This window comes from Pseudonocardia sp. 2-7 (assembly GCF_056341085.1).
This window is the reverse complement of the sequence record NZ_CP094507.1, coordinates 2490663-2505193: the sequence shown is the minus strand read 5'-3', so window position 1 is coordinate 2505193 and position 14531 is coordinate 2490663. Positions and strand designations below refer to the sequence as shown.

Genomic DNA, 14531 nt, shown 5'->3' with positions numbered 1-14531 from the left:
GCGGCCTCCGGTGTCCCGGGCGGGACGGATGGGTGCGGTCGTTCGGGTGCGGGGCGGCGGGGCTCAGCCGCGCGGGCGGTGGCTCACCGCTCGGCCAGCGCCCGGTCGAGGTCGTCCTCGGCGAGGGACTCGATCTCGTCGACGACCTCGGCGACGGCGTCGACGCGCTCGGGCTCCTGCTCGCGCAGGGCCCGGCACAGCTCCCGCACCGTGGGGTGGGCGAACACCGTGCGTGCGGACACGGCGTCGGTGTCGAGCAGCTCCCGCAGCTGCGAGACGATCACCGTGACCAGCACCGAGTCCCCGCCGAGGGCGAACAGCGGCGTCTCGACGCCGACCGGGCCGTCGTGGTCGAGCACCTGCGCCCACACCCGGGCCACCACCCGCTCCAGCGCGGAGCCGGGCTCGACCCGGTCCGCGCCGGCCGCCACCCGCTCGGCGACGGCGGCCCGCACGGCCCGGCGGTCGATCTTCCCGTTCGTGGTCAGCGGCACCCGGTCCAGCGCGACGACGGCCCGCGGGACCATGTGCGGCGGCAGCGCCTCCGGGAGCGCGGCCGCGACGGCGTCGGGATCGGCGGTGCCGTGCACCGCGACCGCGAGCACCGCGTCGCCGACGACGACGGCGACCGCGCGGGCGACCCCGTCGACCGCGGCGGTGGCGGCCTCCACCTCTCCCAGCTCGACCCGGAAACCGTTGAGCTTGACCTGGTCGTCGCGGCGGCCGAGGAACTCCACGGTGCCGTCGGCCCGGTAACGGGCGAGGTCCCCGGTGCGGTACCAGCGCCGCCCGTCGAGGGTCAGGAAGCGGTCCGCGGAGCGGTCCGGGTCACCGCGGTAGCCGTGCGCCACCCCGGCGCCGCCGATCCACAGCTCGCCGGGCACGTGGTCGGGGGCGTCGCGGCCGAGGTGGTCGACGACGCGCAGCGCGACCCCGTCGAGCGGGGTGCCGTAGGGGACGCACCGCCAGTCCGGGTCGACGGCGCCGGGGCCGTCGCCGACCTCGGTGACGGTGGAGTGGATCGCGGTCTCGGTCGTCCCGCCGAGACCGGCGAAGCCGCAGCCGGGCACCCGCTCGCGCAGCCGCCCGGGGAGGTCGGTGCCCACCCGGTCACCGCCGAGCAGGACCTGGCGCAGGGTGGGGCCGAGGTCGTGCCCGGTGGCCAGCAGCGCGTCGAGCAGCGCGGGCACGCAGTTGAGGATCGTGACGCCGTGCTCGCGGACCGCGCCCGCCCAGTGGTCGGGGTCGCGCTGGGCGCCCTCGGGCAGGACGACGACGGCACCGCCGGTCCCGAGCACCGCGAACAGGTCGAACACCGACAGGTCGAAGTCGAGCGCGGAGACCGCCAGCGTCCGGTCGCCGCTGCCGATCCGGTAGCGGCGGACCAGGTCGTCGAGGGTGGCGACGGCGGCCCGGTGCGGGACCTCGACGCCCTTCGGCTCACCGGTGGAGCCGGAGGTGAACAGCAGGTAGGCGACCTGTTCCGGGTCGGGGACGGCCGCCTCGGGCAGCGGCGCGTGCGCCAGGAGCTCGGCGAGGGTGACGCGGTCCTCCCCCGGCTCGGCGGTGATCGCCCACCGGTGTCCGGAGACCGCCCGGATCCGCTCGACCCGGGCGGGCGGCTGCTCCACGCCCAGCGGCACGTAGGTGCCGCCGGCGGCGAGCACCCCGAGCACCGCGACGACCTGCTCCGGTCCGCGGGGCAGCGTCACCGCGACCGGCTCGCCCGGTGCGACGCCGCGCTCGCGGAGCCCGGCCGCCACCCGCAGCGCCCGGTCGGCCAGCTCGGCGTGGCCCAGCACCCCGGAGCCGGCGACGACGGCGGGGGCGTCCCCGCGGGCGGCGGCGCCGGTGAAGAAGTCGTGGTGCAGCGGCCGCGCCGGCGGCAGGGCGGCGGTGGTGTTGACGCGCTCGCGGACGGCGAGCTGGCCGGCGGGCAGCAGCGCCGGGACGGGCACGGACCAGGTCCGCTCCTCCCCCAGGCCGCGCACGAGCCGGCTGAACGCGGCGAACATGGCCTCGCCGACGCCGTCGGGCAGCAGGTCCGCGCGGACGTCCCAGTTGACCAGGAGCTGCCCGCCGACCTCGGTGATCTGCGCGTCCAGCAGGACCTGCGGCCCCTGCGAGATCATCCACACCGGGTCGCCGAACAGCGCCCGCGCCCGCTCGTCGAACAGCTCGCCGAGGTTCAGCCCGCTGGTGAACACCACCGGCGCCAGGACCTGCTCGCCCGCGCGGCGGCCGAGCTCGCGCAGCACCTCCACGCCGGAGAACGCGGCGTGCTCGGCGTCGGAGTGCAGCCGGTGCTGGACGGCGCGCGCCCGCTCCAGGAACGTCGCGGGCGTCGTGAGGTCGACCTCGAGCAGCACCGACCCCGTGAAGTCGCCGACGACCCGGTCGATCTCGGGGTGCACCGGGTCGCGGTCGAACAGCGGGACGTTCACCACGAACCGCGGCTGCGCGCTCCACGCGCCGACGACCTCGGCGTAGGCGGTGGCGATGACGGCGGCCGCGGTCAGACCGTGGCGGCGGCACGCCGCGAACACCGCGTCCCGCTCGTCGCCGGCCAGGGTGAACGCGAGCCGCTGTGCGCGCGGGCGCCCGGTGCCGTGCTCGAGCGCAGGCAGCTCGGGCGCGCCGGGCAGCTCCGCGGCGCGACCCTCCCAGTAGGCGCGGGCGGCGGCGGACGCGGCCTGCCGGGCGCCCGGCCTGGCCTGCAGGTACTCCCGGTAGGTGACGCCGATCGGCTCGGTCTCGGGCGCGTCGAGGCACTGCTCGTAGCAGTGGGCCAGGTCGGCGAGCAGCACCCGGAAGCTGACAGCGTCGGCGGCGACCATGTCGACGTCGACGTGCAGCCGGGCACCGTCGGGCAGCAGGCTCACCGCGACACGGAACACCTCGCCACTCTCGATCGCGAGCATCTCGTGCGACATCGCGTCCCGGGTCGCGGCCAGGCGCTCGGCGCGCTCGGCGTCGCCCACCGTGCGCAAGTCGTGCACGGCGGGCGCGCCCTGACCGGTGGCGGGCAGGATCTCCTGGCGGCCGTTGTCGGTGATGCGGGCGCGCAGCATCGGGTGCCGGTCGACGAGCCGGCGCAGGGCGGCGGCCAGCCGGTCGGGGTCCAGACCGGGGCCGTCGAACTCCAGGTACAGGTGCGGAGCCACCCCGCCCAGGGGCTGGGCCGGGTCGCGGCCCGCCCAGTACGCGTGCTGGAGCAGGGCCAGCCCGAACTCGGCGTCTCCTTCGGTCCCGGCGGGCCGGTCGGCTCCGGTGGGCCGGTCGTCGGGGCCGTCCGTCGCCGGGTCGGCGTCGGGGCGGCGCGCCAGCAGCGCGGCCCACGCCGCGACGGTCGGGCGGGCGGCGAGGTCGCCGAACCCCACGTCGAACCCGTCGTCGCGCCAGCGCGAGACCAGGCGCATGAGCGCGATGGACTGCAGGCCGAGCTCGAACAGGTCGTCGTCGTCGCCGACGTCCTCGGGCTCCTCGTCGACGAGGCCGGCGATCAGCTCACGGAGCTCGTCGGTGGACACGGGGCTCATCAGGGGTGCTCCTCCTGCGCAGTGGTGGCGGACGCTCAGCGACCGGCGAGCTGGTCGAGGGCTCCGGGCACCGGCGCGGCGGGGTCGGTGTCGAGCTCGACGATCCGGTTGTGGGCGTCGACGTGGACGACGCGCGGCACGTGGTCGGCGACGGCGGACTGCGGGACCTGCTGGTAGGCGACGATGATCGTGAGGTCGCCGGGGTGGACGAGGTGTGCCGCGGCCCCGTTGACCCCGATCACGCCGGTGCCGCGCTCACCGGTGATGACGTAGGTCTCGAGACGGTTGCCGTTGTCGATGTCGAGGACCTGGACCTTCTCGCCCTCGACCAGCCCGGCCGCGTCCATGAGGTCCTCGTCGACGGTCAGCGAACCGACGTAGTGCAGGTCGGCCTGGGTGACCGTGGCGCGGTGGATCTTGCCGCTGAGCAGCGTGCGGTACACCTGCGGGACGACATCGGCGACGCCGGGCATGGGGGTTCCTTCCGTTTCGGGGGGTGAGGGTGGGCCGGTCAGCCTCTGCGGTCGACCAGGCTGCGCGGACGCAGGTCGGTCCAGTGCTCCTCGACGTGCGCGAGACAGGACGCGCGGTCGGCCGGACCGTGCGCGACCTGCCAGCCCGGGGGCACGGCGGCGAACGCGGGCCACAGGGAGTACTGGCCCTCGTCGTTGACCAGGGCGTGGAACGTCCCGGTCTCGTCGTCGAACGGGTTCTCGGACATGGCTGTCTCCTCGGTCGTCCGGTCGGGTCGGGTCAGCGCGCGGCGCGGCCTGCGGGACGCGGGCGGCCGCTCCCGGCATCACGCAGAGTGATCAGATCCGCCAGGGGTGCGTCCTGCCGCGTGGCGTCCTCGGGACGTGCCGCGGAGCCACCCGGACGGGTCCCGGCGCTCGACGACGTCGCCGGTCGTCCGACCGCCACCGGTCACCGACCGGTCGTGCACGGGTGGTGCGATCGCGACGCCCGGGTCGGCCGGTCCGGACCCGATGCCCAGGACGTGGAGGATCTCCTGGTCGGTACGGGTTCGTACGCCCACGGGGTCGGCCATCACGGTCCTTCGCACAAGGTCGGCTGCGCTGTTCTAAGGCGAGGCTAACTTCAACACGAGGACCACCGTCCCGCCTAGAGAGTGACATCACCCGAAACCCGCACACCGCCCGAATCCGCAGGTCGGAGCCCCGCTCCGGACATCGTGTCACTCGTTCGAGTGAACGCTGCCCGGCGTTGGCGTTACGTCATTGCGGTGCGCCGGACCCGCCCGTCCGCCGGGCCCGCGGACGGCACCCTCCGGACACGACGGCGGCCGGCACCGGAACACCGGCGCCGGCCGCTGTGGACGGACGGGGGGAGCGACTCCTCGGGCTACCGGGACACGGCGTCCGACAGGCGGGGGGCGATCCGGTCGACGATCCACGGGATCGACAGCGGGGAGGGGTTGCGCAGCCCGATGAACTCGTCGTAGTCGTAGTTCACGACGGCCCCGCGCTGCACCACCGGCAGCCGCTCGAACAGCGGGTTCTGCTCGAGCGTCCTGCGTGCCTCCGCGTCGCCGCCGTCGAACAGGACGAGGGCGTCCGCGTCGAGCGAGGCGATCTGCTCGGAGGAGAGCTGCACGCCGAACGACTCCCCCTTCGGCAGCGCGAGGATCTGCGGCGACAGCGACAGCCCCAGCGCCGTGGGCACCGAGTTCATCGCGTCGTCCGGGTCTCGCAGCGCGGTCACCGCGCCGGGCTGCACGAAGCCGAAGGTGTAGGTGGCGCCCTGCAGGGCCGGGTGCGCCGCCCGCGTCTCGTCGAGCTTCGTCTGCACCCGGCCGATGACCTGCTCGGCGTCGGCCGGCCGGCCGAGCGCCGTCGCGAGCTGCGTCGTCATCTCCTGCCAGGTGTCCTGGGCCGGACCCTTCTGGTAGCCGATCGTCGGCGCGATGGCACTGAGCTGCGGGTAGGACTTCTCCAGGGCGAAGTAGCCCGGAGCGAAGATCAGGTCCGGCTTCAGGGCCGCGACCTGCTCGATGTCCACCTCGGTGGCCTCGCCGGTCACGGGGAGCACCTCGACGTCCGAGGCTCCCTGGGCCTGCGACGTCCACGGGGCGAGACCGGACTCGCTACCGCTGGAGGACGCTCCGACGACGGGTGCGTCGAGGGCCAGCGCGACATCGACCCCGGTGGGTCCGAGGGCCACGATCCGCGCGACGCCCGGCGGCACCGTCGTGGTGCCGAGTGCGTGGGTGACCGTGACCGAGCCCTGGGCGGTGTCGGGGGCGCCGGAGGGCTCGCTGCCGCAGGCGACGGTCCCGGAGAGCAGTGCGCCGCACACGGCGGCACCGAGGAAGACCCGGCGACTTAAGTTAGGCATACCTCTTAAGCTACGCAGGAAGGATCCCCCGGGGAAGATCCGGGGCGGCACCGGTGCGGTGCCGCGCCCGTCACAGCGGTCCGATGAGGACGCGGCCGGCGGACGGCGACCCATGGACGCGGGGCCCCGTCGACGGGCACCGTCGCCACGGCGTCGGTCGGGCGGACGGGGGCGCCCCGCCCGAGGTCGTGCCGTGGTCTGTCTCGCTAGGATCACCGCGGCGAGAGGAGACCACGGCATGGACGCAACGAGTGCGCCGCCACGGTCCCGGCCCCGCAACCGGCGGGCCGAGATCGCCCGGCACGCCGGTGAGCTGTTCAGCGTCCGCGGCTTCCACGCCGTCCGCATGGACGACATCGCCGAGGCCAGCGGGATCACTGCGCGGGCCCTCTACCGCCACTACGCCAACAAGCAGGCCCTGCTCTCGCACGTGGTGCTCGAGGACCAGCAGCACGTCGTCGACACGATCACGGCACTGGTCGCACAGCCGCCCGAGCAGCGCGACCTCGACGCCACCCTCACCACACTCACCGAGGCCGCACTCGACAGCCGCCGGCTCTCGCTGCTGTGGCAGCGCGAGGCACGCCACCTCGGCAGCGACGACTTCCAGCTGGTCCGGGACCGGACGCTGTGGATCGCGCGGCAGCTCGGCGAGCTCCTGCTGGTCCCCACGCGCGGCGACCTGGCCCGCGACGTCACCGACATCCGCAGCTGGGTGATCGTCAGCATCATCTCGGGGGCCGGGTTCTACGACAGTCCCCTGCCCCGGCACCGGCTCGCCGGCGAGCTGGCCGCGGCGAGCAGGCGGGTGATCACCGCCCCCGCTGCGCCCGCCGCGGACCCCCCTGCGGACGAGTCCGACCGCACGCCGACCTCCCGTCGCGAGCAGCTCGTCTCCGCGGCGGCACAGGAGTTCCGGGCCAAGGGCTTCGCCGGCGTGAGCATCGACGACATCGGCGGCAGGGTCGGCATCGTCGGCCCCGCCCTCTACCGCTACTTCGACACCAAGGCCGAGATCCTGGCCGCCGCCGCCACCCGGTGGCACGAGTGGCTGGCACTGGAGACGACCCGGGCCCTGCGCCGCCCCGGCGGCGACGACGACGTGCTCCGGCTGCTGGTCGAGGGCTATGTCCGCGTGGCGCTCGAGGCGACCGACCTGCTCGCCGTGTGGCTGAACGAACGCCTCTACCTCCCCGACGCGACCCGCGAGCGCCTCGACCGCATCCAGGCCGACTCGCTGGCGGAGTGGCAACGGTGGCTGTCCGCCGCGCGCCCCCGGCTCCCCGACGCCGACGCCGCGACGCTCGTCACGACCGCGAAGACGATCATCGACGACTGTGCGCGGATCCCGCACTTCCGGCCCTACCCGACGGTGGCGGGCGAGCTCGCCGGCGCCGCCCTGACCGCACTCGGACTGCCCGTCGGTCACGGAGACACCGGGACGTAGGACGGCCGGTCGAACGCCACCGCCTCCCGGGAGCGCGTCGCGGCGTCCGGGCCGCAGCCGGTCCGACCCCGCACAGCCCCACGTCCGCGGGAGGCCCCGTCCGGCACCGCCGGAGACGAACGGGCCGACGGGGCGCCACGCCACCGACCCGTCGGACGACTACGGGACCGCCGACGCCTGGCCGGCCGTGGCGTGACCACGCCCGTGCGGCTGCCGCTCGCGGAGCGAACACAGCAGCCCGTGGAAGGCGTTCCAGACGGCTTCCCCGTCCCCCGCACGCCCGGACTCGGCCAGCCACAGAGCGGACTCGTTCATCGCGCCGGACAGCAGGCGGGTCAGCGGCTCGACGGGCTGGGACACGATCACCCCGTCGTCGACGAGCTGCTGCAGCGACTCCGCCAGATGACGCGCGGAGGTCTGCTCGTCCAGCCGGCGCCACTCCGACCAGCCCAGGACGGCGGGCCCGTCGATGAGCATGATCCGCGACAGCTCCGGGTCGTTGGACACCGAGAGGAACGCCCGGCAGCCGGCGACGAACGAGGTCCAGGGGTCCGCGTCGGAGGAGACCGATGTGGACACCCGGTCGGCCACCTCCGCCTGGACCTGGGCCAGGACCTCGCGGAACAGGCCGATCTTGCCGTCGAAGCTGTGGTAGAGGGCGCCCTTGGTGACGCCCGCGGCGGCCACGATCTCGGCCAGTCCGACCGCGCCGTAGCCACGCTGCGCGAACAACGTCCGCGCCTCGTGGATCAAGGCCTTCCGCGTCTGCTCCCGTTGCCGGATCCGCACTCCGGTCATGGACCCTCCCGAACTCATGTACCGGCGGTATGTGAATACGCTACGGTCTTCTCGTACGTACCGATGGTACGCCAAATCCTCCCTAGGAGTCCTGTCATGACCACCGTCGCGCCTCGCGAGCAGCGCGCCGGTACCCGCGAATGGCTCGGCCTCGCGGTACTGGCACTGCCCACCCTCCTCGTCTCGATGGACGTCAGCGTCCTGCACCTGGCCGGCCCGGCCATCACCCTGGACCTCGGCGCCACGGCGCAGCAGATGCTGTGGATCATCGACGTCTACGGCTTCATGATCGCCGGCCTGCTGGTCACGATGGGCAGCCTGGGCGACCGCATCGGGCGCCGGAAGCTGCTGCTCATCGGGGCGGCCGCCTTCGGCGTCGCGTCGATCGTCGCCGCGCTGGCCACCACGCCGGGGGCACTGCTGATCAGCCGGGCCGCCCTGGGCATCGCCGGCGCGACCCTGATGCCCTCCACCCTGTCGCTGATCAGCGCGATGTTCGCCGACCCGCGCCAGCGGGGCATGGCCATCGGACTGTGGGTCACCATGTTCTCGGTCGGCATCGCACTCGGACCGGTGATCGGTGGTGCACTGCTGCAGGTCTTCTGGTGGGGATCGGTCTTCCTGATCGCGGTCCCGGTCATGGCGCTGCTGCTCGTCGCCGGGCCGCTGCTGCTGCCGGAGTACCGCGCCCCGGAGGCGGACCCGATCGACCTGGTGAGCGTCGCCCTGTCCCTCGGCGCGATCATGCCCGTCGTCTACGGCCTCAAGGAGCTGGCGGTCGGCGGCAACACCGTCGTCGCCACGGTCGCGATCGTCGTCGGCGCGGCACTCGGCTACGTCTTCGCCCGCCGGCAGCGTCGCCTGACCACACCGCTGATCGACCTCACCCTGTTCCGCAGCCCTGCGTTCAGCACCGCGGCGGTGGCGATGCTGATGGCGATGTTCGTCGCCGGTGGCACCTACCTCTACGTCACCCAGTACCTGCAGCTGGCCCAGGGCCAGTCCCCCATGACGGCCGGCCTCTGGCTGCTCCCCGCGGCACTCGGCCTGATCGTCACCTCGATGGCCGCCCCGGCCCTGGCCGGTCGCTTCGCCCCGGCACACATCGTCGCCGGCGGTCTGCTGATCTCCATCGTCGGGCACCTGATGCTCGCCACGGTCGGCCCCGACAGCGCCCTGTGGGTGGCCGTGGTCGGCTTCAGCCTGACCTACGCCGGTGGCGGGCCGCTGATCGCCCTGGGAACCGACCTGATCGTCGGGTCCTCCCCGCCGGAGAAGGCGGGCTCCGCGGCCGCGATCTCCGAGACCAGCACCGAGCTCGGCATGGCACTCGGCGTCGCCGTGCTCGGTGCGCTCGGCACGTTCGTCTACCGGACCCAGCTCGCGGACGCACCGGTCGCGGGTGGCACCGACACCTTCGCCGGCACCGTCGAGGCCGCCGGAGGACTGCCCGGTGCCGAGGGCGCGGAGCTGGTCGCGGCCGGAACCCAGGCCTTCACCTCGGCGCTCTCGACGATCGGCCTCGTCAGCGCCGTGCTCTCCGCGGTGATGGCCGTGGCCATCGTGCTCGGGCTGCGCAGCAGGACTCCTGGGTAATCCGCCCCGGACACGTGATCGGGCACAGCGTCGGCGAGCTCACCGCCGGCTGGGCCACGGGGTGCCTGGCCCTGCCGAGCTCATGCGGGTTAACGCCCGCCGGGGACGGGCCATGCTCGACCAGCCGGCGACCGGCTCGATGGCGCGGCGCACGCCGACCGGGCGACCGTCGTCGGGCTGCTGCGGGACCATCCGGAGCTGGAGATCGCCGCGCACGACGGCCCGTCCAACACCGACCCCGGAGAGTGGGTACGTCCATGACGGAGTACGGCCTGAAGCGACACTTCGACAGCAGGGCGGCCCGCCTGCTCGGCGGCCTGGTGGTCCAGGTGCACCCGCCGTTCGACCTCGACGGCTACGTGGCCGAGGTCGGGGCGCTGGTGCCCCCGCTCGAGCTGAAGGACCGCGTCCGGGTCCTGTCCGACGGCCTGCGCACCAGGCTGCCCGAGGACTGTCCGCAGGCACTCGCGATCCTGCTGTCGGTCCTCGGCGACGAGCTCGGCGAGGGCGAGGGCATGTTCAACACCAGCTGGTACCTGATGCCGGTGGCCCGGTTCGTGGAGGACCACGGCCTCGGTCATCCGGAGGAGTCGCTCGACGCGATCGAGCAGATCACCCGCAGGCACACCGGCGAGTACGCGATCCGTCCCTACCTCGACCGCCACCACGACGCCACGATGGACCGCGTGCGGTCCTGGGCGGGGTCCCCCAGCCTGAACGTCCGGCGTCTGGCGAGCGAGGGCATCCGGCCGCGGCTGCCGTGGGCCCGGACCCTGCACCGGTTCGTCGAGGACCCCGCTCCGGTGCTGGAGGTCCTGGAGGTGCTGCGCTCGGACCCGTCGCCCTACGTCCGCAAGTCCGTCGCGAACAACCTCAACGACATCGCCCGCGACCACCCGGACGCCGTGCTGGAGGTGCTGGAGCGCTGGGCGGTGGAGAGCCCGACCCCGGAGACCGCCTGGATCAGCAGGCACGCGCTGCGCGTGCTGGTGAAGAACGGGGACCAGCGGGCGCTCGCCCTGTCCGGCGTGACCGGCGGGGAGCACGTCCGGGCCGACCGGCTGGTGCTCAGCCCGGCCACCATCCGGCTCGGCGAGTCGGTCACCCTGCGCGCCGAGATCCGCAACACCGACCGGCGGGCGCACACCGTCGCCGTCGACTACGTGGTGCACCACGTGCGGGGCAACGGGCGCACCCTGCCCAAGGTGTTCAAGCTCGCCGCGGTCGAGCTCGGGCCCGGTGAGAGCCGCGTGCTGGAGAAGCGTCACCCTGTCCGTGAGGTCACGACCCGCCGCTACTACCCCGGCACCCACGTCGTCGATCTCCAGGTCAACGGGCGGGTCGTCACCGGCGACGGATTCGAGCTCGTCACATGATCGCCCCCCGCACGGTCACCGCCGTGGCCCCCGTTCGTCGCCGACCACCGCATCGACGGGGTGGGGGTGCTGCCGGCGGCGGCACAGATCGACCTGATGCCGCAGGCCGTCGGCGCCGGGTGGTCGCCGCCATGGAGGCCTCCACCGGAGGGGAGACCCCGCTGTCGGTCCTGGACGGGTGGCGCGCGACGAGCGGGATCGCCTACGGGAGCGGCACCGGGTGATCCGCTCCCTGCGCCGCGACGGCGACCCGCCGTTCGGGGTGCCGCGCCCCGCGGCCGCCGCGCCGGGCGCCGTCGTCGACCCGCGGACGCTGGTCCTGGGTGAGGTCCCCGGGCCCGCGGAGCCGGCCGGACGTCTCGGCCCCGACGCCGTTGCCGACGGGACGTTGCGGTCCCGGCTGGCCGACGACCCGCCGGGGCTGGTCGTGTACGCCCCGGCCGGTGGCGGGGACACCGGTCGGCGCACCGCGCGGAGATCCGGCCGCGGGCCGACCGTCACTCAGACGGTGGCGTCCTCGGCGTAGAGGGCGGCGAACCCGGCCGTGGGTTCGATGGGGGTGATGACGTCGACCAGGACACCGTTCGGGTCCGCGACGATGAAGTGTCGCTGCCCGGGCGGTTCGTCCCGCAGCTCGAGCTCGGCGGGCACGCCGCCGTCGAGGACGACCCGCTTCCACTCGTGGCGGGCGTGCGTCCGCCGTTCGTAACGACGACAACGGCATGAGCGGGCCTCACGATTCCGGCGGTGGACCGGCCAGCTCGGCAAGCAGCAGGTCCACCCGAGCGGCGCGGATCAGGCGCATTCGTTCGAGTCCCTCGATCCCTCGCGCCGAAGGCTCGTCGGTGTCCCAGTTGCGGACCTCGGTGTCCCCGCCGTCGACGTGTGCCTCCCGGCCGAGGGTGACCACGAGGTCGACGCGCCGGAGCAGCTCAGGATCGATCGGCGTGGGCGTCTCACCGGTGATGTCCGCACCGGACTCGTCCAGTACCTCACGGACAGGGCCTTGACGGCAGTGCCCGGGCTGGTGCCGGCGGAGTGGACCTCGACCCGGTCCTGGGCAGCGGCCCGCATGAGGCCGGCAGCCATCCGGGACTTGCCGCCGTTGCGGACGCAGACGAACAGGACCGAAGGGATAGCGGTCACGACGGTCCCGCCCCCGCTGTGCCACCGGTCAGCTCGCCCAGCAGCGCACGGACCCGGGCGTCGATGTCGTCGCGGATCGGCCGTACCTCGTCGACCGTCCTCCCGGCGGGATCGTCGAGCTGCCAGTCGAGGTAGCGCTTGCCCGGGAACACCGGGCACGCGTCGCCGCAGCCCATGGTGATCACGACGTCGGCGGCGCCGACGGCGTCGGTGGTCAGGCGCTTCGGGATCTCGGTGCCGAGGTCGATACCGATCTCGGTCATGACCTCGCGGACCGCGGGGTTGATGCTCTCGGCCGGAGCGGAGCCGGCGGAGCGGACACGGACGGTCCCGGCGGCGTGGTGGTCCAGCAGGGCGGCGGCCATCTGGGACCGGCCGGCGTTGTGGACGCAGACGAACAGGACTTCGGGGATGGCGTGGGCCATCAGGTGCTCTCCTGGGATCGGTGGTCCGGGGGTGGGGTCGATGTCAGACCGGGGCGGGCAGCAGCTCGTCGACGAGTTGGCGGACCCGCTGCTCGATGGCGTCCCGGATCGGACGGACGGCGTCGAGGTCGAGACCGTCCGGGTCGGCGATGTCCCAGTCCTCGTAGCGGCGGCCGGGGAAGATGGGGCAGGCGTCGCCACAGCCCATCGTGATCACCGCGTCGGCGGCCCGGACGATCTCGTCGGTCCACGGTTTCGGGAACTCGGAGCTGATGTCGATGCCGACCTCGGCCATGGCCGCCACGGCGGCCGGGTTGACCGTGTGCGCAGGGGACGAGCCGCCCGACCAGCCGATGGCCCGGTCCCCGGTCAGGTGTGTGAAGAAGCCGAGGGCCATCTGTGACCGGCCGGCGTTGTGGGTGCAGAGGAACAGCGCGACCGGTCGTCCGTCGTCGCCATCGCCCTCGACCCGTGCCAGGGCCCGCAGCCGCTGGCGTGCGAAGCGCTCGGCCAGCAGCGGCAGGAAGTTCAGCACGACCGCGCGGCCGGCGAACTCGCCGTAGGACGAGTGCAGGAACCGCTCGATGGTCTCCCTGCCGAACGTGTCGTCGAACTCCCGGGCCAGGTTCGTCGCCGCAGTGGTCAGGGCGAGCTGCTGGTCGATCGAGAGGGTGTCGCGGTGCCACGGACCGGTCATGGCGGGCCTTCTTCCTCGACGGGCGATCGTGGTGTGGACGTGGTGGGTCAGGTGCGGGACACCGCATCGGGCCGTGCCGGGAACAGGCGACGGCGGAGCCACAGGGAGACGTAGACCAGCCCGACCAGCACCGGCACCTCGATCAGCGGCCCGACGACGCCGGCGAGCGCCTGCCCGGAGGTCACGCCGAACGCCCCGATGGCGACGGCGATGGCGAGCTCGAAGTTGTTGCCGGCGGCGGTGAACGCGAGGGTGGTGGTGCGCTCGTAGCCCATGCCGACGGCCCGCCCGAGAGCGTAGGAGCCGGCCCACATCAGGGCGAAGTAGGCGAGCAGCGGCAGCGCGATGCGGGCCACGTCGAGGGGCTGTGAGGTGATGGCCTCGCCCTGCAGGGCGAACAGCAGCACGATCGTGAACAGCAGGCCGTACAGCGCGAACGGCCCGATCCGGGGAAGGAACTTCCCCTCGTACCAGTCACGCCCCTTGGCCCGCTCCCCCAGCTTGCGGGTGAGGTAACCGGCGAGCAGCGGGATGCCGAGGAAGATCAGCACGGACGTGACGATCTCCCCCGTGGAGACGTCGAGGTCGGTCACCGGCAGGCCGAGCCATCCGGGCAGGACCGAGAGGTAGAACCATCCCAGCACGCCGAACATGACGACCTGGAACACCGAGTTCAGCGCGACCAGCACGGCGGCGGCTTCGCGGTCACCGCAGGCGAGGTCGTTCCAGATGATCACCATGGCGATGCACCGGGCGAGCCCGACGATGATCAGACCCGTCCGGTACTCGGGCAGGTCGGGCAGCATCAGCCAGGCCAGCGCGAACATCAGCGCCGGGCCGAGGACCCAGTTCAGCAGCAGCGAGGTCAGCAGCAGCCTGCGGTCGCCGGTGACGGTGTCGAGGCGGTCGTAGCGGACCTTCGCCAGCACGGGGTACATCATGATCAGCAGGCCGAGCGCGATCGGCAACGAGACGCCGTCGACAGCCAGGGCGTCCAGCGCCGGGGCGAGCCCGGGGACCAGGCGGCCGAGCAACAGGCCGGCCGCCATCGCCGCGATGATCCAGACCGGCAGGAAGCGGTCCAGGGTCGACAGCCGGGCGACGACAGCGGCACCGTCGTCGGTGGTGTTCTGGGTGGTCACGTCAGTCCTC

General features: G+C 73.5%; 14 protein-coding genes and 1 pseudogene. 4 read left to right on the top strand and 11 right to left on the bottom strand.

Annotated features, from left to right (window positions below; all coding sequences use genetic code 11):
- Nucleotides 1-83 precede the first annotated feature (83 nt).
- The 4 genes from MTO91_RS12320 to MTO91_RS12305 all read right to left on the bottom strand — a co-directional run bounded on the left by MTO91_RS12320 (nt 84) and on the right by MTO91_RS12305 (nt 5894).
- Nucleotides 84-3539: a non-ribosomal peptide synthetase gene (locus tag MTO91_RS12320; protein WP_476654560.1), complete on the bottom strand. Its 3456-nt coding sequence runs from the start codon at nt 3537-3539 to the stop codon at nt 84-86.
- Nucleotides 3540-3574: 35 nt separating this feature from the next.
- Nucleotides 3575-3982, bottom strand: a complete 408-nt coding sequence (gene panD, locus MTO91_RS12315) for an aspartate 1-decarboxylase (RefSeq protein WP_178375031.1) — start codon at nt 3980-3982, stop codon at nt 3575-3577.
- Nucleotides 3983-4050: 68 nt separating this feature from the next.
- Nucleotides 4051-4260 carry an MbtH family protein gene (locus MTO91_RS12310; RefSeq protein ID WP_476654559.1) on the bottom strand — a complete coding sequence of 70 codons (210 nt, stop codon included), beginning with the start codon at nt 4258-4260 and terminating at the stop codon, nt 4051-4053.
- Nucleotides 4261-4901: 641 nt separating this feature from the next.
- Nucleotides 4902-5894, bottom strand: coding sequence for an iron-siderophore ABC transporter substrate-binding protein (locus MTO91_RS12305; RefSeq protein ID WP_476654558.1), 993 nt, complete (start codon nt 5892-5894; stop codon nt 4902-4904).
- Between the two features lie 238 nt (nt 5895-6132).
- Between MTO91_RS12305 and MTO91_RS12300 the strand changes: the two genes are divergently transcribed.
- Entirely contained in the window at nt 6133-7341 is a 1209-nt protein-coding gene (locus MTO91_RS12300) for a TetR/AcrR family transcriptional regulator (RefSeq protein ID WP_476654557.1), read from the top strand.
- A 159-nt stretch (nt 7342-7500) separates the two neighbouring features.
- Here the strand turns inward: MTO91_RS12300 and MTO91_RS12295 are convergent, their stop codons facing one another.
- The gene (locus tag MTO91_RS12295; protein ID WP_476654556.1) at nt 7501-8139 is read right to left on the bottom strand and encodes a TetR/AcrR family transcriptional regulator; all 639 of its coding nucleotides are present in this window, start codon (nt 8137-8139) and stop codon (nt 7501-7503) included.
- Between the two features lie 96 nt (nt 8140-8235).
- Between MTO91_RS12295 and MTO91_RS12290 the strand changes: the two genes are divergently transcribed.
- From MTO91_RS12290 to MTO91_RS12280, 3 genes are all read left to right on the top strand, one after another.
- Entirely contained in the window at nt 8236-9735 is a 1500-nt protein-coding gene (locus tag MTO91_RS12290; RefSeq protein WP_476654555.1) for an MFS transporter, read from the top strand.
- Nucleotides 9736-9992: 257 nt separating this feature from the next.
- A complete protein-coding gene (locus MTO91_RS12285) occupies nt 9993-11111 on the top strand; it encodes a DNA alkylation repair protein (protein WP_405417431.1) in 1119 nt (372 codons plus the stop codon).
- 220 nt (nt 11112-11331) lie between these two features.
- The gene (locus MTO91_RS12280; RefSeq protein WP_476654554.1) at nt 11332-11637 is read left to right on the top strand and encodes a hypothetical protein; all 306 of its coding nucleotides are present in this window, start codon (nt 11332-11334) and stop codon (nt 11635-11637) included.
- Here MTO91_RS12280 and MTO91_RS12275 read toward each other — a convergent pair.
- From MTO91_RS12275 to arsB, 6 genes and pseudogenes are all read right to left on the bottom strand, one after another.
- Nucleotides 11613-11762 carry a VOC family protein gene (locus MTO91_RS12275; protein ID WP_405417435.1) on the bottom strand — a complete coding sequence of 50 codons (150 nt, stop codon included), beginning with the start codon at nt 11760-11762 and terminating at the stop codon, nt 11613-11615. The genes MTO91_RS12280 and MTO91_RS12275 overlap by 25 nt on opposite strands.
- An 82-nt stretch (nt 11763-11844) precedes the next feature.
- Nucleotides 11845-12021 carry a hypothetical protein gene (locus tag MTO91_RS12270; protein ID WP_476655003.1) on the bottom strand — a complete coding sequence of 59 codons (177 nt, stop codon included), beginning with the start codon at nt 12019-12021 and terminating at the stop codon, nt 11845-11847.
- A 107-nt stretch (nt 12022-12128) separates the two neighbouring features.
- Nucleotides 12129-12257: pseudogene (locus MTO91_RS12265) on the bottom strand (arsenate-mycothiol transferase ArsC); the annotation flags it as partial.
- The gene (locus MTO91_RS12260) at nt 12254-12682 is read right to left on the bottom strand and encodes an arsenate reductase ArsC (protein ID WP_405417438.1); all 429 of its coding nucleotides are present in this window, start codon (nt 12680-12682) and stop codon (nt 12254-12256) included. The pseudogene MTO91_RS12265 and the gene MTO91_RS12260, both read right to left, overlap by 4 nt.
- 43 nt (nt 12683-12725) lie before the next feature.
- Nucleotides 12726-13379 carry an arsenate reductase ArsC gene (locus MTO91_RS12255; protein ID WP_346104994.1) on the bottom strand — a complete coding sequence of 218 codons (654 nt, stop codon included), beginning with the start codon at nt 13377-13379 and terminating at the stop codon, nt 12726-12728.
- A gap of 47 nt (nt 13380-13426) precedes the next feature.
- Nucleotides 13427-14521, bottom strand: a complete 1095-nt coding sequence (gene arsB, locus MTO91_RS12250) for an ACR3 family arsenite efflux transporter (protein WP_476654553.1) — start codon at nt 14519-14521, stop codon at nt 13427-13429.
- Nucleotides 14522-14531 lie beyond the last annotated feature (10 nt).